General features: G+C 61.3%; 17 protein-coding genes. 13 read left to right on the forward strand and 4 right to left on the reverse strand.

Features of this window, described 5'->3' with window-relative positions:
* Position 1 precedes the first annotated feature (1 nt).
* From EGJ27_RS00265 to EGJ27_RS00280, 4 genes are read left to right on the forward strand one after another with little or no spacing between them, the layout of a single operon-like run.
* The gene (locus tag EGJ27_RS00265) at positions 2-874 is read left to right on the forward strand and encodes a MurR/RpiR family transcriptional regulator (protein WP_125828622.1); all 873 of its coding nucleotides are present in this window, start codon (positions 2-4) and stop codon (positions 872-874) included.
* A gap of 53 nt (positions 875-927) precedes the next feature.
* A complete protein-coding gene (locus EGJ27_RS00270) occupies positions 928-1,824 on the forward strand; it encodes an allantoinase PuuE (RefSeq protein WP_125828623.1) in 897 nt (298 codons plus the stop codon).
* A 12-nt stretch (positions 1,825-1,836) separates the two neighbouring features.
* Positions 1,837-3,273, forward strand: coding sequence for a dihydropyrimidinase (gene hydA, locus EGJ27_RS00275; RefSeq protein ID WP_125828624.1), 1,437 nt, complete (start codon positions 1,837-1,839; stop codon positions 3,271-3,273).
* The gene (locus tag EGJ27_RS00280; RefSeq protein WP_125828625.1) at positions 3,270-4,016 is read left to right on the forward strand and encodes a fumarylacetoacetate hydrolase family protein; all 747 of its coding nucleotides are present in this window, start codon (positions 3,270-3,272) and stop codon (positions 4,014-4,016) included. Before hydA ends, EGJ27_RS00280 begins: the two co-directional genes overlap by 4 nt.
* A 164-nt stretch (positions 4,017-4,180) precedes the next feature.
* Here EGJ27_RS00280 and EGJ27_RS00285 read toward each other — a convergent pair whose 3' ends face one another.
* Positions 4,181-6,883 (reverse strand): ATP-binding protein, encoded by a 2,703-nt coding sequence (locus EGJ27_RS00285; protein ID WP_125828626.1) that lies wholly within the window; start codon positions 6,881-6,883, stop codon positions 4,181-4,183.
* A 169-nt stretch (positions 6,884-7,052) separates the two neighbouring features.
* Positions 7,053-7,937, reverse strand: coding sequence for a LysR family transcriptional regulator (locus EGJ27_RS00290; RefSeq protein WP_125828627.1), 885 nt, complete (start codon positions 7,935-7,937; stop codon positions 7,053-7,055).
* 146 nt (positions 7,938-8,083) lie between these two features.
* Here EGJ27_RS00290 and EGJ27_RS00295 point away from each other — a divergent pair, with 146 nt between their 5' ends.
* The 6 genes from EGJ27_RS00295 (at position 8,084) to EGJ27_RS00320 (ending at position 13,006) form a co-directional block, all read left to right on the forward strand.
* Complete coding sequence (locus tag EGJ27_RS00295) at positions 8,084-8,509, forward strand: VOC family protein (RefSeq protein WP_125828628.1); 426 nt, start codon at positions 8,084-8,086, stop codon at positions 8,507-8,509.
* Positions 8,510-8,776: 267 nt separating this feature from the next.
* Positions 8,777-10,036: an MFS transporter gene (locus EGJ27_RS00300; protein ID WP_256672590.1), complete on the forward strand. Its 1,260-nt coding sequence runs from the start codon at positions 8,777-8,779 to the stop codon at positions 10,034-10,036.
* Between the two features lie 27 nt (positions 10,037-10,063).
* On the forward strand, positions 10,064-10,828 hold the full coding sequence (gene pxpB, locus EGJ27_RS00305) for a 5-oxoprolinase subunit PxpB (protein WP_125828630.1): 765 nt from the start codon (positions 10,064-10,066) through the stop codon (positions 10,826-10,828).
* Complete coding sequence (locus EGJ27_RS00310; protein ID WP_125828631.1) at positions 10,825-11,769, forward strand: biotin-dependent carboxyltransferase family protein; 945 nt, start codon at positions 10,825-10,827, stop codon at positions 11,767-11,769. Before pxpB ends, EGJ27_RS00310 begins: the two co-directional genes overlap by 4 nt.
* Positions 11,762-12,526, forward strand: coding sequence for a LamB/YcsF family protein (locus EGJ27_RS00315; RefSeq protein WP_125828632.1), 765 nt, complete (start codon positions 11,762-11,764; stop codon positions 12,524-12,526). The genes EGJ27_RS00310 and EGJ27_RS00315 overlap by 8 nt, the downstream gene beginning before the upstream one ends.
* Positions 12,527-12,706: 180 nt before the next feature.
* Entirely contained in the window at positions 12,707-13,006 is a 300-nt protein-coding gene (locus tag EGJ27_RS00320) for a hypothetical protein (RefSeq protein WP_125828633.1), read from the forward strand.
* 224 nt (positions 13,007-13,230) lie between these two features.
* On the opposite strand, the gene EGJ27_RS00325 is transcribed toward EGJ27_RS00320, so the two are convergent.
* Both EGJ27_RS00325 and EGJ27_RS00330 read right to left on the reverse strand, forming a co-directional pair.
* A complete protein-coding gene (locus EGJ27_RS00325) occupies positions 13,231-14,457 on the reverse strand; it encodes an MFS transporter (protein WP_125828634.1) in 1,227 nt (408 codons plus the stop codon).
* A 361-nt stretch (positions 14,458-14,818) separates the two neighbouring features.
* Positions 14,819-16,105 carry a CitMHS family transporter gene (locus tag EGJ27_RS00330; RefSeq protein WP_125828635.1) on the reverse strand — a complete coding sequence of 429 codons (1,287 nt, stop codon included), beginning with the start codon at positions 16,103-16,105 and terminating at the stop codon, positions 14,819-14,821.
* A 612-nt stretch (positions 16,106-16,717) separates the two neighbouring features.
* Here EGJ27_RS00330 and EGJ27_RS00335 point away from each other — a divergent pair.
* The 3 genes from EGJ27_RS00335 (at position 16,718) to EGJ27_RS00345 (ending at position 19,818) form a co-directional block, all read left to right on the forward strand.
* The gene (locus tag EGJ27_RS00335; protein WP_125828636.1) at positions 16,718-17,659 is read left to right on the forward strand and encodes a hydroxymethylglutaryl-CoA lyase; all 942 of its coding nucleotides are present in this window, start codon (positions 16,718-16,720) and stop codon (positions 17,657-17,659) included.
* Complete coding sequence (locus tag EGJ27_RS00340; RefSeq protein ID WP_125828637.1) at positions 17,656-18,855, forward strand: CaiB/BaiF CoA-transferase family protein; 1,200 nt, start codon at positions 17,656-17,658, stop codon at positions 18,853-18,855. Before EGJ27_RS00335 ends, EGJ27_RS00340 begins: the two co-directional genes overlap by 4 nt.
* Positions 18,856-19,053: 198 nt before the next feature.
* Positions 19,054-19,818, forward strand: coding sequence for an IclR family transcriptional regulator (locus EGJ27_RS00345; protein WP_125828638.1), 765 nt, complete (start codon positions 19,054-19,056; stop codon positions 19,816-19,818).
* The last annotated feature ends 179 nt before the right edge of the window (positions 19,819-19,997 follow it).

Below are 19,997 nucleotides of genomic sequence, written 5' to 3' on the forward strand. Positions count from 1 at the left end.
TATGCCTGTACCCCTGACACTGGCCGAGCTGCGTTCGGCCATCGTTGAACACCAGGAACGCTTGACCGCGCGCCAGCGTGATGCCGCCCATTATCTGACCGAGCACCCGCACGACGTTGCGTTGAACACCGTGGCTGCGCTGGCGAAGATTTCCGGCATACCGTCTTCTGCATTCATCCGGCTGGCCCAGGCGTTGGGGTTCGGCGGGTTCAGCGATTTGCAGAAACTGTTCAAGCAGCCATTGCAGCAAGCCGGGCAGGGCAGTTTCAAAGAGCGCATCCGGCATTACCGTGGCGAGCAACTGCTCGACGACCCGACTGACGTCGGCGCCATGCTGTCGGCGTTCAGCCGGGCCAACATCGTGTCCCTTGAGCACCTGGCGGAAGGTCAGCAGGTCGAGGCCATTGAAAAGGCCATCCTGTTGCTGCAGCAGGCGCGTACCACTTTTGTCGTCGGCATGCGCCGTTCGTTTCCCATGGCGGCCTACCTCAGCTACGCCCTGAGCCGCGTGGGCAGACGCGCCGTACACATCAGTGGCCTGGGCGGCAGCCTGCGCGAACAGGTCGGTGCGCTGCACGGCGATGACGTACTGGTGGCGGTGAGTTTTCCTCCCTACGCGCAGGAAACCATCGACGCGTGTCAGCAGGCTGTTGCGGCCGGGACCCCCATCGTGGCGATTACGGACAGCATCCTCAGTCCCGTCGGACAGAAAGCGTCGGTGATGATCGAGGTCAATGATGCCGAACTGCTGGGTTTTCGCTCGTTGACCGCCGCCTTCTGCATCGCGCAGACGCTGGCCATGGGGCTGGCGTTCCGCAATGGCCAGAACCTGGACGGGCCTGATCACGATGCACTCAAAGATATCGACTGCTGAGCCTGGGCTTGGCGGTTTTGCCTAACGTTGAATCGTTGCAGGAGACAGGACCCATGGCATTACCCCATCGTGATCTGGTCGGCTATGGCCGACAACGCCCTCAGGGCACCTGGCCTAACGGCGCCCGGCTGGCGATCAACTTCGTCATCAATTACGAAGAAGGTTCGGAGCGCTCGCTGGCAATGGGCGACCCTGACCAGGAGAGCATGACCGAGTGGGGCAGCTATCAGTTTCCTGACGGCGTCCGCAATCTGGCCATGGAGTCGATGTACGAGTACGGCGCACGGGTCGGTATCTGGCGCATTCTCGACATCCTGCAGGCCGCCGACGTCCCCGCGACCTTTCATGCGTGCGCGGTGGCGTTCGAACAAAACCCCGATGTGGCGAAAGCGGCTGTCGAACTGGGCCACGAAATCTGCAGCCATGGCTATCGCTGGGAAGAGGTTTTCCGTCTGAGCGAAGCCCAGGAGCGCGAGCACATTCGGCTTGCGATCGAGTCGTTCGAGCGCACCTGTGGCAAACGTCCCGTGGGCTGGTACTGCCGCTACGGCGCCAGCGTACATACCCGGCGACTGGTGGCCGAGGAGGGAGGATTTCTCTATGACTCCGATGCGTATAACGACGACGTTCCCTACTTCGTCGACGTCCAGGGCAAGCAGCACCTGGTCGTTCCCTACACCAGCGACGTCAACGACTTCCGCTACTGGAACTCCCCAGGGCTTTCCCAGGCCTCGGACTTCCTCGAATACATGAAGGAAAGTTTCGACGTGCTGTACGAAGAAGCCGCCGATGGCCTGCGAATGATGTCCATCGGGCTGCATCCGCGCATGGTCGGGCGGCCGGGCCGGGTGCGTGCCATCAAGCGATTCATCGAGTACGCACAGAGCCACGATGAGGTGTGGTTCACCACCCGTGAAGAAATAGCCAGGGCCTGGTTGGCGCGCGGCTGAGGGAGTCCGGACATGCACGCTTTCGACCTGATTGTTCGCAACGCCAATGTAGTGACTGCAGCGGACACGTTTCGCTGTGACATCGGTATCCGTGACGGGCTGATTACCGCCCTGGGCCTGGACCTGCCCCAGGGTCGACAGGAAATCGACGCGGCCGGACGGCATGTCACACCCGGCGGTATCGACAGCCACGTGCACCTGGACCAGCCCACCGGCGACGGCTCGGTGATGGCCGATGACTTTCTCAGCGGGACGATATCGGCTGCCTGCGGCGGCACCACGACAGTCATCCCCTTCGCCTGCCAGCAGAAGGGCGAAAGCTTGCGCGCGGCCGTCGAGGACTATCACCGGCGCGCCGGCAGCAAGCCGGTCATCGATTATGCGTTCCACCTGATCGTCACCGATCCCACGCCACAGGTGTTGCGTGAAGAGCTGCCGGCGCTGATTGCCGAAGGCTACACCTCGTTCAAGATCTACATGACCTACGATGCGCTGAAACTGAATGACCGTGAGATCCTGGAGACCTTGTCGGTGGCGCGCCGAGAGGGTGCCATGGTGATGCTGCACGCCGAGAACAGTGACTGCATCGCCTGGCTTACCGAGCGTCTGTTGGCAGCCGGGCTGAGCGCGCCGCGTTATCACGCCACGTCGCGGCCGATGTTGGTGGAGCGTGAGGCGACTCACCGCGCCATCGCCCTGGCTGAACTGGTGGATGTGCCGATCCTGATCGTGCACGTTTCGGGCCGTGAGGCCGTGGAGCAGATCCGCTGGGCGCAGAGCCAGGGTTTGAAAGTGTATGCCGAAACCTGTCCCCAATACTTGTTCCTGACCGCCGATTCGCTGGGTTGCGACGACAGCTTTGAAGGTGCCAAGTGCATTTGCAGCCCGCCACCGCGTGATTCCGCCAACCAGCAGGTGATCTGGGACGGGCTGGAGAACGGCTCGTTCGAGATCTTTTCTTCAGACCATGCACCCTTTCGCTTCAACGGCGCGGACGGCAAGAAGGCACACGGCGAGCAGGCGTCATTCGACCGGACCGCTAACGGTATTCCCGGCGTCGAGACACGCATGGCCTTGCTTTGGTCTGAAGGCGTGCGCAGCGGCCGTATCACGCCGCAAAGTTTCGTGGCGCTGACCTCCACCAATGCCGCCAAACTGTATGGCCTGTACCCGCGCAAGGGCAGTATCGCCATCGGCGCCGATGCCGACCTGGTGATCTGGGACGAAGGGCAACCGGTGTCCATCAACAACGCCATGCTGCATCACAACGTTGACTACACGCCTTACGCCGGCATGCAACTCAGCGCCTGGCCGGCCATGACGCTGTCTCGCGGCGAGGTGGTTTGGGATGGCGAGCCGCGCGGTGACGCCGGGCGTGGGCGCTTTTTACGCTGCGAGCGTCCGGCGCCGGCCCAAGTGCGTCGGCGCCGGACCGAGCTGCCGCTATGAGCGTCGAGGAACACGTGGCAGCCGGCCTGATTCGCGGCTGGCGTGAAGGGCGCCAGCAGCCGCTGCCGGAGCTGAGCCTGAACAGCGAAACCCAGGCCTATGAAGTGCAGCGCCGAGTGGCGGACGCCCTTGGCTGGTTCGATGCCCTGGCACCTGCCGCCTGGAAGCTCGGTGGCGCGCCGGGTGGACTGCTCAGCGCCGCAAGGGTGCCATCAACGGCCGTGCATGCGTCGGGTTGGCACGTCCCATCGGGCGAGGCCTTCGGTTTCGGTATCGAAGGCGAGTTGATCGTGCGCCTGGCCCGTGATCTCGGCGAGAACACTGAACGGGCGATGCTCCATACGGCCATTGATGCGTGGCTGCCTGGCATCGAATTATGCGGCACCCGCTGGTTGCAGGGCGATCAGGCCGCACCATTGCTGCGGCTGGCCGATCAGCAGCTCAACCGCGCACTGGTGCTCGGTGTGCCGCAAACCCTGGCGCAGCTGCCGGACTGGGCAGGCCAGCGGGTCGAACTTCGGGAGGGAGGAAAAACCGTGTTGGCCAGTGCCGGCGGCCATCCGTTCACCGACCCGCTGACCTCGCTACCCTGGCTTGCGCGACACGCTGCGGCATTGGGAACCCCGTTGCGTGCCGGGGATCTGGTGGCGACCGGCAGCTGGACCGGTATCTACTGGGCCGGGGCCGGCAGGCAAATAGAGGTTGAATTCGCCGCAATGGGCACGGTCGGGCTGTCTACGTGACAAGGCTGTGGCTGTGGACGAGCCGCATGAGCGAAAGCCGGGTGCTCGACCGTAAATTCGGCAGAAGAAAAGCGTCGTCGCGCCGTTGGCACAGTCTCGAACATTGGACGGTGCCGACGCCACCCCGATGACGCCTGGGCTAAAACTTCCTCGACCGGCCCGCGTCAGTGACGTTGATGATCGTCCTGGCCGCGCGCCTCGTCCGGCAGGACGGCATCCAGCAGCTCGCGTGCCTGGAGCGTCAGTTGCGCCATGGCGAACGGCTTGGTGATGACCGCCATGCCATTCTCCAAATAACCGTTGCGGGTCACTGCCGTTTCGGCATAACCGGTCACGAATATGACCTTGAGCGCCGGGATCATTACTCGGGCTGCGTCTGCGACCTGTCGTCCGTTCATGCTTCCCGGCAAGCCTACGTCGGTTATGAGCAACTCTATGCTCGGCCTGGCGCGCAGCAGCTCCAGACCGCAGGGCCCGTCCGGCGCCTCGATAACGGTATAGCCTTCCTCGCGCAGCACTTCGCTCATGAGCATGCGTAACGTCGGTTCATCGTCGATCACCAGAATGGTTTCTCGACCGACGCAGCGGTTTGCCCCATCAGCTTCGGTTCCCGTCTCCTGGTCCATCGCACCCAGGTATCGCGGCAAATAGAGGGCGATCTTGGTGCCGATTCCGACGGTGGAATCCGCCTGCACAAAGCCACCGGACTGATGCACGAAACCGTGGATCATGGACAGACCCAGCCCCGTCCCTTGGCCCAGTGGCTTGGTGGTGAAAAAGGGGTCAAAGATCCTTTCGATGATCTCCGGTGCGATACCCGTTCCATTGTCCGATACGGCAATGCACACGAAATCGCCTTCGCTCTCCTTGGCATTTTCCGGCGTGTTGCCCGCCGCATGGTTGGACGTCTGGATCACGATACGCCCACCATCGGGCAGGGCATCCCTGGCGTTGATGGCCAGGTTCAACAGAGCGCTTTCCAGCTGCACGCCGTCGCTTCGGGTGGGCCACAGCCCGATTTCGCCCACCACTTCCAGGCTGATCGAAGGCCCGACCGTGCGCGTGATCAGCTCTTGCATTCCGTAGACGAGCTGATTGACGTCGATGGGTTTGGGATCAAGGGTCTGCCGGCGGGAAAAAGCCAACAGGCGTTGCGTCAACACCGCCGCACGCTGGGCGGAGTCACGGGCTGCGCCAACGTATCGTTCAAGCCCGTCGGTACGATTACTGACAACACGTCGCTCGATCATCTCCAGGCTACCGATGATGCCCGCCAGCAAATTGTTGAAGTCGTGAGCGATGCCGCCGGTCAATTGACCCACGGCCTCCATCTTCTGGGACTGGCGCAGCGCGGCGTGCGCGGCATTCAGTTCCAGGGAGCGGGCTTCTACCCGTTGCTCAAGCGTTTCATTAGCGTTCTTCACGTCTTGGAAAAGGCGGGCATTGTCGATTGCTATCGCCGCCTGCGAGGCCAGCGCCGATATCAGTTTCTCGTGCCGGGGCGTGAATTGCCCAGGTTCCGGGTGGCCGTAAAAAAGCCCGCCGAGTGCCGAGCCTGATCGCGAGACCACCGACACTGCCAGATAGCTCCTGATAGGCAGGTGGCCCAGCGCAAGCCCGCAGTAAGGGACGGAGGTGTCATAACGCGAATCCATCAGGATGTCGTCGGCCCGAACGACGCCGCTGTCGCTGAATGTCTGGCTGAACAAGGGCGTTGCGGGGGGTGTGGATAGCCGGGCGAAGTCACCTCGTTCGGCCCCTGACAAAGTAAACAGATGAAGCCTTTGCCCGGCTTCGTCGGCCACGTTCTGGGCATAGCCTCCATATTTTGCGCCCGTCACATCTATCCCGGCATCCGTCACGGTCTGGATGAGCCGCTCCAGATCGAGATCGCCAGCCAGTTCGGCATTCACCCGGTTCAGCGTTTCCAGGTTACGACTTTCTTCACGCAACGCCGCCTCACTGGCTTCCAGGGCCGAGCGTGACAAATGCGCCTCTGTGACATCAAAGCCTTCGCAGAAGATGCCGGTCACTTTGCCGGATTCATCCAACAGAGGTTCGTAGATGAAATCGAGGAAGCGCTCTTCGGCGACACCATGTTCGTCAACCAGCCGAATGGGCGTGCTTTGTGAGGCGAATCGTTGGCCGGTGATGAAGACTTGATCGAGCCAGTCGTAATAACCCTGGCCGCCCAGTTCCGGGAATGCTTCGTAAATGGTCTTGCCGACGAAGTCCCGGTCGCCGAAAAGGCGCTTGTAGGCTTCATTTACAAATTCAAAGGTATGGTTGGGGCCGCCGAGGATGGTGATGAACCCTGGAGCCTGCTCGAACATGCGACGCTGGCGTAGCGAATCGGCTTCACGCTTGCGGTCACTCAGGACACGATCTGTCGTCTCATGGCCCTGGTTGAACACGCCGGCAACGACACCGGCCTCTCCCAGAATCGGGGTCAGACTGTAGTTCCAGTAGGTCTCGCAGATATGGCCCTGGCGCTCCATCAGCAACAACTGATCGAAAGCGGAAAATCCCTGCGCAGACTGGGTCACCGCCTCCAGTTGCGGGCCGACCACATTCCAGATATCTGCCCAGACCGATCTGCCGGTTCGCCCCAGCGCTGCTGGATGCCGTTCTCCCGCTACCGAGCGCCATGCGTCGTTGTAAAGAAGGCACAGATCACCTCCCCAGTAGATCGCGGTAGGGAAGCTGGAGTGAAGGCAAATCCCGATGGCGGATCTGAGCGATTGCGGCCAGGTCTCCGGCGCACCTAAAGGCGTGGATATCCAGTCGTGGGCCCGAATGAGCGCCCCCATTTCTCCGCCACCCGAGAGAAAGGTAAGTGATGAATGCTCGGGGCTTTTAAAACTCATGGGATGTCTCGGGCCGAATGACAGAAATGAATTTTTGCACGTTATTCGACTGACCGGGTGGGCCGGACAAGCAATTGCACAAACGCCCCGCAAATCGAGGCCGACAACGGCGCTGCGGCGCCACGCGGGCCGTTACGGTGCCTCCTGGGGTTCGTACCTTGCGGCGCTGTTATTCGCGCTGGGCAACTTGCCGGGCAAGGTCTTCGATCTGCCCGGCAAGAATCATGACCGGCTCATGGGTGTTCCGCCTGGGGTGGTAGACCAGGCCGATTTCTCGATAAAACGTGTGCTCGCGCAGATCCAGAGCGCGTACCCCGTCGGGCCATGCCCCTTGACCTAGCGTTTCCGGCACCAGCGCCACGCCCACTCCATGGGCCACTAGCTTGACGATGGCTTCAAGTTCATCCAGCTCGCTGACCTGACGGGGCGTGATATGCATCTTGCGCAAGAACCGGTCGACCTGGCGCCCGCCGAATGATGTTCGGTCATAGCGGATGAACTGTTGCGAAGCCATCAGTTCCGGCCAGTCGTCACCTTGTGTGTCCTGCGGCACCAGCAGGCGGTAGGGCTCGCTGGCCAGCGCAACCCATTTCAGGTCGCTGGGCAGCGAGTAGGCCGGGCGAATGATTACTGCCAGATCGACCTCGCCGGCGTCCACTTGGTCAAGCAGTTGCATGGACAGGCCAGGCAGGATTCGCGTGCGGAAGTTGGGCCATTGCTGGTGGAACCTGGCCAGGGCGCTGGGCAGCAGCATGCGCTGTATCGAGGCAATCGCGCCCATGGTGACCAGCTGCGGGGTCTGGGTTTCAGGGGCCGGGGAGCCGAGTTCGTTGTACATCCGGATCAGCTCATGTGCCTGCTGCAGGGTCTGGTAACCCACGGCGTTGAGGTGGGCAGTGCGTCCCGTCCGGTCGAACAGCTCCATGCCAAGCTCGGCTTCCAGTCGGGCGATCTGCGCGCTCACGGCGGCCTGGGTCAGGCCGATCTTCTGCGCTGCGGCGGCAAATGTGCCTTCCCGGGCGACAGCGATCAGGGTCTTGAGCTCACGGATCATTCATAGATTTCCTTTGTTGATCATCAAAAAATATATTGTTTTTTTTGTTTTTAAGCCACCCCTATGATGGGGCCAGAGGCAGTTGGCCGGACATCAGGTCCGCTCTGTCTGAAGCGTCCCATAACACGAAAAAACCGGAGCCTACGATGAGCCTTTCTCCTTTCCATCTCGCGATCCCCGTTTACGACCTGCCTGCCGCCCGCACTTTCTACGGTGATCTGTTCGGCCTGGCCGAAGGCCGCTCATCCTCGAACTGGGTCGACTTCGACTTCTATGGCCATCAGTTGGTCATCCACGAACATCCCAAGACGGCGAGCCAGGAATCGGTTCACACCAATCCGGTCGACGGCCACGACGTTCCGGTTCCGCACTTCGGCATCATCCTCAACTGGGATGAATGGGAAGCCCTGGCTGAACGCCTGCAAGCCCGCGGAACCAGGTTCGTGATCGAACCTTATGTCCGGTTCAAAGGGCAGGTGGGCGAGCAGGCCACCATGTTCCTGTTCGATCCGTGTGGTAACGCTCTGGAATTCAAGGCCTTCAAGGACATGAGCCTGCTGTTCGCCAAGTGATCAACGACGCGGCATTGAGGTGATTCCCCCTTGCCGCGACGACCTCAATAAGAAATGCCCAATTGCTACGCCTTCTTGCTACTGCCCATCACAACCGGCTTGTCCTGACCGGCAAGCACATAAAAACAGGCGGCACTGACCGCTTTACTAACAATCCGTTGGTTCTGTGAATGGTGATCTATGTCTCGCGTATTAGCCCCTGGTGGCGCAGACGTTTCGTCTGCTGCTGCTTCCGATCATGCTTCCACCGCCTCTGACAGCCGATCCGTGAGTCGCCGCGCTGCGATTGCGGCCTCTACCGGCACCGCCGTCGAATACTACGAGTTTGGTGTATACGGCTACATGGCCGCGATCATTGCGCCGTTGTTCTTTCCCGGCGATAACCCTGCCGCCGCTTTGCTGGCTTCACTTGCGGTATTCGGCAGTGCATTTCTCACCAGGCCGCTGGGCGGAATCATCCTGGGTCGTCTGGGTGACCGCATCGGCCGCCGCGGCGTACTGTTGACGACGGTTATCGGCATGGGCGTGTCCACCGCGCTGATCGGATTCCTGCCCACGGCGGCCCAGGCGGGCATCATCGCGCCCATCCTGCTGGTTCTGATCCGTCTGGCCCAAGGCTTTTTCGCAGGCGCCGAGGTGGTCGGTGCAGCGGCGTTCGTTGCCGAGTCCGCGCCTGCCCATCGACGAGGGTTTTTCGGTTCGTTCACCCCGGTAGGCGTTGCCATCGGCGGCGGCACGGCAGCTTGCGTGTGCGGCGTGGTCACCTTGCTGCTGAGTCCCGAGGCCCTGCAGGCATGGGGCTGGCGGATACCGTTCTTCCTGTGCGTGCCGCTGGTGATCCTTTCCTGCAAGATGCGCCACAACGTCGAGGAAACCCCGGAGTACCAGGCATTCCTGGAGAAGGAAAAGCCGCCCTCGGCACCGGTGCGTGAGGTCATGAGCAAGCATTTGGGCAAGGTGGTGCGCGTGGTGATCCTGGCGTTCGGGCAGAACGTGGGCTACTTCATCGGCATCGTGTTCATGAACATCTACCTGACCACGTACCTGAAATTCGAGAAAGCCCACGTTTACTGGGTCATCGCCAGCATCAGCTTCATCGTCGCGGCGATGATGCCATTCTGGGGCGCGGTTTCCGACCGTCTGGGGCGACGGCGCACCCTTGCCATCGGTTTCAGTGGCTACATCCTGTTGGTGGTGCCGATGATGATGGTGATGAACGGTGCGTCGATCTGGATCGCCGCGCTGGCGCTGCTGGTTGCCACGCTGCCGATGCCGATCGTCCAGTCGGTGGGCTACCCCACCTACGCCGAGCAGTTCCCGACCCGCGTCCGTTATACCGGCATGGCCATCGCCATTAACCTGGGCGCGATCCTGGGCGGCGGATTGGCTCCCTACATGTCTTCGGCGTTGATCGGGATCACGGGCGACCTGCTGATGCCCGGCTACTTCCTTGCAGGAGCTGCCGCCTTGAGCCTGGTATCCCTGTTGTTCCTGAATGAAACCGCAGGCCAGCAGTTGCAGCGGTAACCCGGCACGCCGGTAAGAGAGATAAACATGTTGCAACGCCAAGCCCCCCTTGGCAGTGCGTGTGCCGAGACGTGGGCCATGTCCCCGGCCGGGGACAGCTGCCTGATACTGACATTCGCCCAGGTGCTGAGCCCGGAAGCCAACCGCCAGGCGGCGCGCTGCGCCAGGCACCTCAATGAAGCGGTGCTGCGCGGTGAGCTGGTCGGCATCACCGATATCGTGCCCGCAATGGTCTGCGTGGGTGTGCATTACCGACCGGAACACGTCACCCACACGGAGGGGCAGAGCCCCTACGCGGCACTGGCGGACCAGCTTGCAGCGGTGATGCGCAAGGCCGCGACTGCCGAAGCCGATGCCCCCCGGCTCATCGAGATTCCTGTGTGCTACGGCGGCGAGCACGGTCCTGACCTTGAAGAGGTCGCGACTTCCCTGGGCATTGCGCCTGAAGCGGTGATCGAGCTGCATACCGGCCAGTGGCTGGATGTACTGATGGTGGGCTTTGCGCCTGGCCATCCCTACATCGGTGTGCTCGACGCTTCACTGGCCCCGCCGCGCAAGGCCACCCCGCGAACCAAGGTGGCTGCCGGCAGCATCGGACTGGCCAATCGGCAGTCAGTGATCTACCCGCTGGAACTGCCAGGTGGCTGGAACCTGATCGGCCGTACGCCGCTGACCCTGTTTGACGCTCGCCGGCAAGAACCCTGCCTGCTGCAGAACGGAGACAAGGTCCGCTTCGTGCCCATCGAAGCCTCGACCTTTGCGTCGATCCTGAACGAGGAGCGCTTTTCATGACCCTTGAAGTGCTAAAGCCGGGGTTCTGCACCACGTTTCAGGATGTCGGACGCACCGGTTATCAGCACATCGGCGTGCCGGTGAACGGTCCGATGGATGCTCTGGCGCATAAGCTGGCGAACCTGCAGGTGGGCAACAGGCTCGATTGCGGCACTCTGGAAATGACACTCCAGGGACCGACCCTGCGCTTCGATGCCGGCACACTCATTGCCATCGCCGGCGCTGATCTGGGCGCAACGCTCGATGGCCAGCCGCTGCCACCCGAGACGGCTGTCCGGGTTCGACCCGGCTCGGTCCTGGCGTTCGGCACGCGCAAGAACGGCGCACGCGCTTATCTCGCTGTCGCGGGCGGTTTCACGGTCCAACCGGTGCTCGGCAGCGTCAGCACTTACCGCCGCGGCGCTTATGAAGGTGTGCTGGGCAGAGCCCTGGTCGCAGGTGACCGGCTGGGGGTGGCTTCCAGTTTCCGCAACCCGCCCAGGATCGTGCTGCCCAAGCCGTTGACGCGGGCCATTGAACGGGAGGCCGACGCGCCGATCCGGGTCATTGCAGGTGGTGAGTGGCTGGCGTTCACGGATCAGGCGCGGCATCACCTGCTCAACGGTCCGTACAGCATCGGCCATGATTCAGAGCGCATGGGGTATCGCTTGCAAGGCGCCGCCCTGGAACTCGAAGCGCCTTTGGAACTGCTCTCCGAAGCCGTCACCTTCGGCACCGTCCAGGTCCCGCCCAGCGGCCAGCCGATCATACTCATGGCGGATCGCCAGACCACCGGCGGCTACCCACGGATCGCAAATGTCATCAGCGTCGACCTGCCGCTGCTGGCCCAGCGCCTGCCCGGCGAAAAGGTTGTGTTCGAACTGACAACCCTGGAGCACGCCCAACTGCTGGCCGTACAGCGCGCGCGACTGCTCACGCAACTGGAGTGCACACATGCCTGAAATCGATTTGAACAGCGACCTGGGCGAGGGATTCGGTCTGTATCGCATGGGTGATGACGAGGCGGTGCTGGCGCAGATTACCTCGGCCAATATCGCCTGCGGCTTCCACGCCGGTGATCCGCGGATCATGCGCAATACAGTGGCGGCAGCGGTAGACAAAGGCGTGGCGGTGGGTGCGCACCCAGGCTTTCCGGATTTGCAGGGATTGGGTCGTCGCAAGATGAACCTGAGCCCTGACGAGGTCTATGAGTGCGTGTTGTATCAGGTGGGCGCGTTGAGCGCGTTCGTCGCGGCGCAGGGCATCAGGCTGCAACACGTCAAACCCCACGGTGCGTTGTATAACCAGGCGGCTGCCGATCCCGTGCTGGCCCAAGCCATCTGTGAAGCTGTCAGGGATTTCGACCCGGCGCTGTACCTCTATGGACTGGCCAACAGCGCACTGACCCGGGCCGCCGAAGCAGCGGGCCTGGCGGTGCGTCACGAAGTGTTCGGCGACCGCACCTACCAGGCGGATGGCTCATTGACCCCGCGCGGCCATGCCGGCGCGATGATCACCGATGCCGATCAGGCGGTCGCCCAGGTGCTGTGCATGCTGCGTGAAGGGTATGTGCTTGCGCTTGACGGCACCAGGGTGCCGGTGCGTCCCGACACGCTCTGCATTCATGGCGATCAACCTGGAGCTGCAGCCTTCGCTCGGGCCATACGGGAAGCACTGATCCATGAAGGCGTGACCATACGCGCTGCGCAGTCGGCCTGATCGGTCATGAAGATAAACAGTCTGGGGACATCAACCGCTCAGCGCACCGGTTTCCAGTCTCGAACGGTCCGCTGTGCTGCATCCTCGACCCGGAGTCCTCGACCATTGGCGAGATACCGGGAACGACGCGCTGCGCTTGTACGTCTGAGCTGTATCGACTCAATGAAAAGGTACAGTGCAATGGACAAGACGATCACCGTGGACCAACTGGCTACCACCGACCTGGGACCCATCAACGAGATATGGCTCGGTGGGACTCATACCCAGTTGTGCCTGTGGCGTGGCGAACAAGTCTTTACCCACGAAATGCTCAGCGAGGGCACTCATGATCAGAATGCCCGGCGCTTGTGCTTGCAACTGGTCAACCCTGACGATCAGGCCGCAGTGGCCAGCGTAGAGAAGATGGTCCGCGAACAGCTGGAAAAGACCGGAAGGGAAGGCGAGTTTTATCCGGCCGAGGAGGCGGACACTCGTCGATAGGCACGCGGCAGCGCGCATCAGGAAAAAGTCGCCGTAAAGGCGACTGGATTTATCCTCGAGTTTGCATGGCAGCGGCCGGGCCGAGAGGGGTCGCCGAGCACACACTCAGTGTGCCGTGGACCTCATTACACTCGGCAGGAAGTGCCTCTCACTGCGGCGCAACCCGGACCTGGCACATGGTAACTGCCGCCGGCAATTTCACGGCGCAAGCCTCATCGACTCGGTCAGCCGGGCTGGGCCGCCAGGTTGTTGCTGACGTTGCGGCCCAGCACAAGCACCGTGACAAAGCCGCACCCCACCAGCGCCGTGGCCAGGCTCAACAGCACTGAGCTGCCCAATTGGTCGACGATCTGCCCGCCAAAGAACGAACCCAATGCAATGATCACCTGGAACAAGGCGACGAACAGCGGCATCCCGCGCTCGACATCCTTGGGCGCTACGACAAACATCCAGATACTCGCGCAGGCCGGGAAGGCACCGAAAGCGAAGCCCCAGAGTGCGATCAGCATCGCTGCGCCGGTCATGCCGGTAGCGAAGTGGGGGAACAGGGCGGTGCTGATGCCGATCATCAGCGCGACCAGCAGCAAGGTGTGACGCACACTGCGGTTGGCCGCGAAGCCGGCGAAAATATTACCGATCACTCCAGCCACGCCATAGAGCAACAGTAGCGAACCAATGGTCGGCCCATCGAAGCCGGCACTTTCCTTGAAGAACGGCGCGACATAGGTGTAGGCGGCGAAGTGCGCCAGGCCGATCAGCAAGACGGCGATCAACCCGACCCGAGCTTGCGGGTTGATAAACAGGGCCGGCAAGTCACTGATGCGAATGGCCTTGTCCGGGTTGAGCCGCGGCAGCAGAAAGATCTGCGCCAATAGCACCGGAATGCCCACCAGCGCGGTGACCAGGAAGGTCATGCGCCAGCCCATCAGGCCACTGAGCCAGGTGCCGACGGGCACGCCCAGCACGGTCGCCAAGGTCACGCCGACCATGATGATCGAGGTGGCCTGAGCGACGCCCACGCCCTTGGGGGCCAGGCGGCCGCTGAGAGCAATCGCCGTCGCCCAAAAACCGCCGATACTGATGCCCAGCAGCACGCGGCCGAACAGCAGCAGGTTGAAGTCACTGGCATACGCCACCACCGAGTTGGCGATGATCATGATCAGCGTCAGGCCGATCAGCAGATAGCGACGGTCCATGGCGCCGATGCCTACAGACAGCAAGGGAGCGGCGAGGGCAGCCATGATGCCGGGCAGGGTCACCATCAGACCGGCGTGGCCTGCGCTGATGCCCAGGTCGCTGGCGACATCGTTGAGCACGCCCACCGGGAGAAACTCACTGGTCACCAGCGCGAAGGCACCCACGGCGACCGAGAGAATCGCCAGCCACTGCTGTTTGACGCTTTGTTGATTATGTTCGGGGAGGCCATCAATGGCTTGGGGGGTGTTGGGCATAATGCGGAGTTCCGAAGGGAATGGTCGCCTGTAGGCAGGCGCAGGAGCGGAGAAAAAGGGGAGGCGATTATAGAGGGCGCTTCCGGCGATCAGACAGGCGGGGCTTTTGATAGTCATCATCAGTGCCATCGATGAGGCGCGTTATAGACGCTGCGAATCCTTTTCAGGACCGGACGGTCAGGGCAAGCGCCTGAGAGGAGAATCGTGGCACGGGCCAACGCCCGGCGGATTCATTTGCGCCTGTTCGGAGGCTTGCATGGCGCGCTCCGCCGCCTCGGCGTCTGGCGCCTGGCGGCTGGCGAGGGGGACAACGCGGTTCCGGTTCGGCCCTGCGGATCTACGCTTCTGCGTTCCTGTTCTATCAGTTGAGAACGGTGATCGCGCCCACCCCTATGGCGGCTACCAACATCACGAGCACCGTTCCAACCGTCCATTTCAGTGAAACGCGTTGGTTGTCACCGTAATCGATATCCAGCAGCCCACACAGCAGATAAGTCGAAGCAACCAACGGGCTGAGCAAATGCACGGGCTGACCGATGAGGGAGGCAACGGCCATCTCCTGACGGTCGATCCCATAGTGGGCGGCCGTTTCGGCCAGGATCGGCAACACGCCAAAATAGAACGCATCGTTGGTCAGTACATAGGTGAAAGGCATGCTCAACAGTGCGGTAATCACCGACATGTAGTGGCCAGACTGCTGCGGCAGGATGGTGACCAGGTTTTCCGAGATGGCCTTGATCATTCCGGTGCCGCCCATGATGCCGACGAAGACGCCTGCCGCGAATATCAGAAGCGTCACGGCCAGGACGTTGTCGGCATGCCGTGCGATGACTTCCTTTTGCTGCTGCAAAGTGGGGAAATTGACCAGGCACGCCAGGCCGAATGCGATCATGAACAGAATCGGCAGCGGCATCAGGCTGAGCATCATGCAGGTGATCAGAGCGCCGGTGAGCACCAGATTGAACACAAAGCGTGGGTCGTTCAGGCGTATGTGTGCGTAGCCCTCAAGCACTTCGTCTTCGCTCACACTCACCAGGCCCAGGCGGCGATACTCCATGCGCCCCAGGCACCAGGCGGCCAAGATGACCCATACACCGCCCGCGACCATGATCGGAATCATCTCGAAGAACAGTGCCGTGATGTCCACGTGCATGGCACTGGCGGCGCGTGAGAAAGGGCCCGCCCAAGGCAGGATGTTCATCACCCCGATGGCCATCAGCAGCACGGTTGCCATGACCTGCAAGCGAATGCCGGTCAAGCGGTACAGCGGCAGGAAAGCGGCGGTGGCAATGATATAGGTCGTAGCGCCATCGCCATCCAGCCCCACGCACAATCCGAGCACCGCTGTGCCCACGACGATCTTGCGAGGATCGCCCTTGACCAGGCGAAGCAGCAGTTTGATCAGCGGGTTGAACAACCCGGCGTCGGTCATCATGCAGAAGTACAGAATGGCGAAGGTGAGCATGATGCCTGTGGGGGCAAGCATCTTCACCCCATCGAACATCATGCCGCCCAGCTGTGTAGCGAAGCCGCCCAGGCAGCCGAAAGCGATGGGAACCAGCAGCAACGCCACCAGCGGCGACAGACGCTTGCTCATGATCAGATACATGAAGCAGGCGATCATGGCGTAACTCAGGAAGATCAACATGGGTGCCCCTTTTTATTGATTTTGTCGGGTGCGGGAAGTCAACGCCCGCTTTTTTCCGGCCGAACGAAACCCGTGCGCCAGGCGCACCGTTTCAAGGCTTCATGGATTCAGCCGGCAGAGCACATGCGCGGCTCGGTCTGTTCAGGTTCCGCGACCGGCAGCGCGTCGCTTTTCGAGTCAGTGGTCAGGAGACGCTTGCTGAGCCTTGCGCCCGATGCCAGGTAAATGAGCGTGCGAGCGTGTGGGCAGGCGCACACATCAAAGGGAGGGGTGTATGGGATCAAAGGATCACCTCCTGACTGGGGCGAAGGCAGTGCTCACTGATTCTGGAGGTGCTGACACTTCGCGCCATGTTGTTATTGTTCTATCTGACAGAACGTAATGCGATCTGACAGAACAAATGTCTGCGGAATTTGCACCGCTGTCAACAGGGGAATGACCTATCGACTGCGCGTGTTGTTTTGCCATCAAGCTGAAAGCGGCCTCAAATTCTTTGGATGCATGCGATTTCGACCAGAGGCGTTGACAGCCTGCCATCGCCACGCTCATTCTTTTAATCAGAACGATGTTCTATCTAACAGAACTTATGTTTTTTGCATTCAGGAACTGGCGATGAACCATAAAAACAACATCGATATTCTGATCAGTGAGGTTGGCCCCAGGGACGGTTTACAGAGCGTCAAGGCCACGATGCCAACGGCCCTCAAACTTCAGTGGCTCACTGCCCTTGCGGACGCCGGGCTGCGGGAAATCGAAATCGGCTCCTTCGTTTCCCCAAAGCTGCTTCCGCAAATGGCGGATGCAGCGCAATTGGTCCGGCACATGCGTCAGCGCCCCGAGGTATTCGTCACTGCGCTGGTGCCCAATCTCAAAGGTGCGCAGGCCGCTTTTACTGCGGGCGTGCAGAAGATCACCCTGCCGATCTCAGTCAGCGAGCCGCACTCAATCGCCAATATCCGCAAGACCCACGAGCAGGTTTACGAAGAGGTGCGCGCGGTGATCGCGCTTCGGAACGAGCAGTACCCCCATGTGGAAATCGAGTCCGGCCTGTCGACGGTGTTTGGTTGCACCCTTCAGGGGGAGGTTCCTGAAGACGACGTGATCCGCATGGCGCTGACCATGGTGGAGCTGGGCGTGGATGAAGTCGGGTTGGCAGATACCGTCGGCTACGCCAATCCGGCACAGGTTCGCCGTGTGTTCACGCGTCTTCGCGGTGAAATCGGTGCAAAGGCCGGCAGTGCTCACTTTCACAACACCCGAGGTCAAGGACTGGCGAATGTGGTTGCCGCGCTGGAGGTCGGGGTCACGACGATAGATGCCTCTCAGGGGGGACTCGGCGGTTGTCCATATGCGCCTGGTGCGTCGGGCAATATCGTGACCGAGGATCTGGTGTATTTGCTCGAATCGATGGGGCTTCGCACGGGCGTCGATATCGCCAGGCTTGTGGCCGCGCGGGAATGGCTGAAAAAAGGCCTTCCCGGCGAGCCTCTTTACGGGTTCATCCCTGATGCGGGTGTCGGCAAGAATTTTCACTATGCAGAGGGTGTACGATGAGCCCGCACAATGCAAAGCTTCAGGCCTTGCCCTTGGCGGGCATACGCGTGGTCGAATTCGTGCACATGGTCATGGGGCCGACGTGCGGCCTGGTCCTGGCGGATCTGGGCGCCGAGGTGATCAAGGTCGAACCCACACCTGAGGGCGACAACACTCGCCGCCTGACAGGTTCGGGCGCCGGCTACTGGATGACTTACAACCGCAACAAGAAAAGCTTCGCCGTCGATATCAAGACGCAGGAGGGCATGGCTGCGGTACGCAAGCTGATCGAGAGTGCTGACGTGGTCACCGAAAATTTCCGGCCTGGGGCCATGGAGAAACTCGGCCTGGGTTATGAACAGATCAAAGCCATCAAGCCGGACATTATCTATAGCTCCATGAAGGGCTTTCTTCCCGGGCCGTATGAACACCGTACGGCCCTGGATGAAGTCGTGCAGATGATGACGGGTCTGGCCTACATGACAGGTCCCGAAGGGCGTCCCTTGCGCGCGGGTGCTTCGGTCAATGATGTAATGGGCGGCATGTTCAGTGCCATCTCGATCCTTGCAGCCCTGTGGCAACGGCAGGCAACCGGCGAAGGGCAATTCGTGCAGACCGGACTGTTCGAGAACTCCGCGTTTCTGGTCGGTCAGCACATGATGCAAATGGCAACCACCGGCAAGCCGGCGGCGCCGATGCCCAGCCGCCTCTCGGCATGGGCTATCTATGATGTCTTCGACACCGGTGACGGTGAGCAGGTGTTCATGGGGGTGGTCAGCGACAGCCAATGGCTGAGTTTCTGCCAGGCCTTTGGTTTCGAGGCACTGGGTCGGGACCCGGAGCTTGCGAAAAATACTCAGCGAGTGCACGCAAGGGCCAGGATCCTTCCCCTGGTCCGAGAGCGACTTGCCCAGTTGGACAAGCAAGCGGTCATGGACATGTGCGAGCAGGCCGGCTTGCCGTTCTCACCTATTCAGCGTCCCCAGGATTTGTTCGACGACGTTCATTTGAATACTTCTGGAGGCATGGCACAGCTTGTTCTGGATAACGGCGATCCTGTGAAAGTGCCAATGCTGCCATTCGAGATGAATGGACAGCGTTTCGACGCGCGCCTCAATGTTCCGGCTCTAGGCAGTCATTCCGAAGAGCTGCTCAAGGAGATGGGTTACGGCGCGCAGGACATCGATGCCCTGCGCGGGCGCGGTGTCGTGCGCTAACCCCAGCCTGGATTCCACCGTTGCCGGCGATCATCCCCGCCGCCCGGTGGCTTGCTTGTGTTTCTTGCTGCGCGAAAGACTGATGCACTGGCGGCACTCGGGACCGAAAGTGTATGTTACTCGGACTGAAAATATCCGCGACGTGAGCGCAGACCAGGATGCTGCGCTGCGCCAGCGGAACCCAACCTATGAGTGACCATGAATACCGAACCTGATAACTCTCCTGCGGCCCAGGCCAGTGCAGCCGAGGGAGGCGTCGCCGCCGTGGACCGTGCCTTCGCGATCCTCGGCGCTTTCGATATCGGCCACGAGTCCCTGAGCCTTGCGGAACTGGCACGCCGCACCGGCCTGTACAAAAGCACGATCCTGCGCTTGATTGCCTCGCTGGAAAAAGCAGGATTTGTGCGGCGCCTGGGCGATGGCACTTATTCGGTGGGGCCAGAGCCGCTTCGCTTGTCCCAGCTGTACCAGGCCTCCTTCCGCTTGCGCGATATCATCCATCCACTGCTGGAATCGATCTCCGAGGAGAGCGGCGAAACGTCCTCTTTCTACGTGCTGGAAAACGGCAGTCGGGTGGTGCTGTTTCGCGTGGAACCCAAGCGAGCCGTGCGGGTTTCCGTGCTCGAAGGGGCGCGTTTTCCTTTGCATGCAGGCGCGTCCGGAAAGATCCTTCGGGCCTTCTCCCGTCAGGGCGATGCAGCGCTGGCAGACGTCCGGGAGCGGTGCTGGGCGTGCTCGTTCGGTGAGCGTGACCCGGAGACGACGGCGGTGTCAGTCCCGGTCTTCGCGGTAGGTACCGAGCTGAAAGGCGCGCTGACACTTTCCGGACCTTCGGATCGGCTCTCGAAAGAACATATTCAGCACGCGGCGGCGATTCTACTTCGCAATGCTGCCATTGCCACCAGTGCCCTGGGCGGTAACAATTCAGAGCTTCGGGAAGCGCTGAATCAACTCAATGTGTAGTTCGATTCGCCGCCGTGCATTCAGAATCCTCAGGCCTGCCATCGTTGCGAACTTGCAGACGTGACCTGCAATCGATCCTGAGTCGTGAACGGTGGCTGGGCCGCTGAAACCCTGTAGTGCACGATGCACTGACCGCCTCCGGCTTCAGGTCTGAATGGCCCCAGAGTGAAAATGGCGTT

The sequence above is a fragment of the Pseudomonas sp. v388 genome (assembly GCF_003935425.1).
Taxonomy (GTDB): domain Bacteria; phylum Pseudomonadota; class Gammaproteobacteria; order Pseudomonadales; family Pseudomonadaceae; genus Aquipseudomonas.

What these genes read in the sequence shown, in the direction of transcription:
- EGJ27_RS00265 (WP_125828622.1), top strand. Translation starts at nt 2, where the DNA reads ATGCCTGTACCCCTGACACTGGCCGAGCTGCGTTCGGCCATCGTTGAA.
- EGJ27_RS00270 (WP_125828623.1), top strand. Translation starts at nt 928, where the DNA reads ATGGCATTACCCCATCGTGATCTGGTCGGCTATGGCCGACAACGCCCT.
- hydA (WP_125828624.1), top strand. Translation starts at nt 1,837, where the DNA reads ATGCACGCTTTCGACCTGATTGTTCGCAACGCCAATGTAGTGACTGCA.
- EGJ27_RS00280 (WP_125828625.1), top strand. Translation starts at nt 3,270, where the DNA reads ATGAGCGTCGAGGAACACGTGGCAGCCGGCCTGATTCGCGGCTGGCGT.
- EGJ27_RS00285 (WP_125828626.1), bottom strand. Translation starts at nt 6,883, where the DNA reads ATGAGTTTTAAAAGCCCCGAGCATTCATCACTTACCTTTCTCTCGGGT.
- EGJ27_RS00290 (WP_125828627.1), bottom strand. Translation starts at nt 7,937, where the DNA reads ATGATCCGTGAGCTCAAGACCCTGATCGCTGTCGCCCGGGAAGGCACA.
- EGJ27_RS00295 (WP_125828628.1), top strand. Translation starts at nt 8,084, where the DNA reads ATGAGCCTTTCTCCTTTCCATCTCGCGATCCCCGTTTACGACCTGCCT.
- pxpB (WP_125828630.1), top strand. Translation starts at nt 10,064, where the DNA reads ATGTTGCAACGCCAAGCCCCCCTTGGCAGTGCGTGTGCCGAGACGTGG.
- EGJ27_RS00310 (WP_125828631.1), top strand. Translation starts at nt 10,825, where the DNA reads ATGACCCTTGAAGTGCTAAAGCCGGGGTTCTGCACCACGTTTCAGGAT.
- EGJ27_RS00315 (WP_125828632.1), top strand. Translation starts at nt 11,762, where the DNA reads ATGCCTGAAATCGATTTGAACAGCGACCTGGGCGAGGGATTCGGTCTG.
- EGJ27_RS00320 (WP_125828633.1), top strand. Translation starts at nt 12,707, where the DNA reads ATGGACAAGACGATCACCGTGGACCAACTGGCTACCACCGACCTGGGA.
- EGJ27_RS00325 (WP_125828634.1), bottom strand. Translation starts at nt 14,457, where the DNA reads ATGCCCAACACCCCCCAAGCCATTGATGGCCTCCCCGAACATAATCAA.
- EGJ27_RS00330 (WP_125828635.1), bottom strand. Translation starts at nt 16,105, where the DNA reads ATGTTGATCTTCCTGAGTTACGCCATGATCGCCTGCTTCATGTATCTG.
- EGJ27_RS00335 (WP_125828636.1), top strand. Translation starts at nt 16,718, where the DNA reads ATGAACCATAAAAACAACATCGATATTCTGATCAGTGAGGTTGGCCCC.
- EGJ27_RS00340 (WP_125828637.1), top strand. Translation starts at nt 17,656, where the DNA reads ATGAGCCCGCACAATGCAAAGCTTCAGGCCTTGCCCTTGGCGGGCATA.
- EGJ27_RS00345 (WP_125828638.1), top strand. Translation starts at nt 19,054, where the DNA reads ATGAATACCGAACCTGATAACTCTCCTGCGGCCCAGGCCAGTGCAGCC.